General features: G+C 31.6%; 3 protein-coding genes. All 3 read right to left on the bottom strand.

Annotated features, from left to right (window positions below):
- Window positions 1-451: hypothetical protein (locus GW846_06490; GenBank protein ID NDK10393.1), on the bottom strand; the 451-nt coding region annotated here is incomplete at its 3' end.
- A gap of 2 nt (window positions 452-453) precedes the next feature.
- On the bottom strand, window positions 454-987 hold the full coding sequence (locus GW846_06485; GenBank protein NDK10392.1) for a histidine phosphatase family protein: 534 nt from the start codon (window positions 985-987) through the stop codon (window positions 454-456).
- A gap of 238 nt (window positions 988-1,225) precedes the next feature.
- Complete coding sequence (locus GW846_06480; protein NDK10391.1) at window positions 1,226-1,996, bottom strand: hypothetical protein; 771 nt, start codon at window positions 1,994-1,996, stop codon at window positions 1,226-1,228.
- Window positions 1,997-2,060: the final 64 nt, after the last annotated feature.

The following is a 2,060-nucleotide window of genomic DNA, read 5'->3' as shown; positions in this document are numbered from 1 at the left end:
TTTGATAAACTATTTCCGCTGTTGAGGAAGCCTCAATGTCTAAAAGTTTTAATAAGCAGTCACTCCAATTGTTGGTTTGATGATGATCTACAATTATTTTTTTCATATCGGGTAATTTTATTTCTTTACTGCCGGTGACAATGTCGTAAGATCCGGAATCCAAAATCAAAAACAGATCGTAGGGGCGGACCTCCGTGTCCGCCCACGTTTTAAAATCAATTGTTTCAACCAAATCAGCGCCTTTGAGGAATTTATAATTCTCAGGAATTTCATGAGGACAAATTAAAGTAACTTTCTTTTTCATTTTTATAAGAGCTTGATAAAGGGCAGTCGCCGATCCAATCGAATCAAGATCGGGATTACGGTGAATATTGATCAGGATATTTTTTGCCTTTTTTATCTCTAAAAGAATGGGTTGGCTTAGGAGATAATTCTTTTTCATATGTATCATGATTATACAAGAAGTTTCTTTATTCTAGAGGTTTTCTTAACAAAAAAATCAACACCATCGCTTTCTAATTTCACGTACGCCAAATTATCGATGTAGCCTTCATTTAAATTCTTATAAGTTCCCCATCCAAGCAGGATAAGCAAGGTTCTTATTGTTCCACCATGAGAAACTACTAATATGGTTTTGTCCAAACAAACAAGTGATATTTTTCGTAGAAAAGGAATCAATCTTGAAATGATTAATTCATCACTTTCAATCTCGTTTTGATCACTTATTGAATTTGATTTCAACCTATTGATTAATTCTAAAATACTTTTGTTTTGATTGTCTCCAAAAAGTTCACCTTGAAATTTACCAAAATATCTTTCTCGAAGAGCTGTTGATTTAATTATCTTCAATTTTCCAGCTAATTTTTCCGCCTGCTTTTTACCTTTTTCATTTAAAGGAATGTCCTTTTGTCCTTGGATTAGTTTTTTTACGTTCCATTCCGTTTCCCCATGACGGACAAGATAGATCGTGCAGTAGGTATTTTTCACAGATAAATTATAACAAAATATATTATTGACTTAAGTTTTATATCAGTTTAAAATTTATGTATTTCTTTTTATATGGAACCAGACGGGCTACCAAATATTGAAGATAGACAACCAAAAATTGATTTTAAGAAAATTATAGAAGTAATAAAAGTTCTTGGTTATAGTTTGGTATTTTCTGTTTTGTTGCTTGTGGTTATTATGGCAATTTTAAATAAAAATATTAATCTGAGCAAAATATTTAATTCAACGGATTCAAAAGCTGAGATAATCAAACAATTAAAGGCCATTCCACTAAATAAGTGAGGGCTCGTTTTGCTTCAAAACTTAGTGCTTGAAACGCTTCAAATAATTTAACAGCACCTTCCATATTAGAGGTATTATAATTTTGTGCGGAGAACGTGGGACGCTGTTGGAACTTTTTACGCTCAAATTTAATAGAAACTAATCAAGGTTTGAAAAATGCTCCTGCTGAAACAATGATAAAAATTCCTATGGAATTTAGTACAAATGATAATAAAATAAATTGACTTGTTTTTAATTTTGAAATACCCATTAGGCCAATTCCCATTTCATCAGGTAGTGGAGAAGCTATAATAATTGCGCCTAATACTGGTAAAGTCCAACTAAAATATTTTGAATGAATAAGATGTCTGAGCTTGTCACTTCCAAAAAATTCAAAAAAATATTTAATTTCATCTCCTAACCCCTTATTTCTAATGTAGTGAAAAATAGTCAGATCACTAAGTACTGCGCCAAATCCTGCAATTAATCCGATTGCAATAGGATGAAGTGTTTCTGCAAGTAAAAGAAGTAAGGCAGTTCCAATAGATACAGTAAATGTAGACACAAAAAGAATACCACCAAAAAATGCTCCTATATATCCAAGATTTCCCAAATGAAATACTATTTCTCGAAAAAATGTAGTTTTGAGTAAAATTAGCCCAATCAGAACGCTTAATCCAAAATAAGTAAGATTTTTATAATGATATCTGTGCCATTTTTTCTTCATCACATCCATTAATTCCAGTATATCAAAAGTTTGAAAAAACTTTGCGGAAAGGGCGGGATTTGAA

The sequence above is a fragment of the Candidatus Gracilibacteria bacterium genome, assembly GCA_010119145.1.
Lineage (GTDB): Bacteria > Patescibacteriota > Gracilibacteria > BD1-5 > UBA6164 > JAACSU01.
This window is presented reverse-complemented; position numbering and strand designations above follow the sequence as displayed.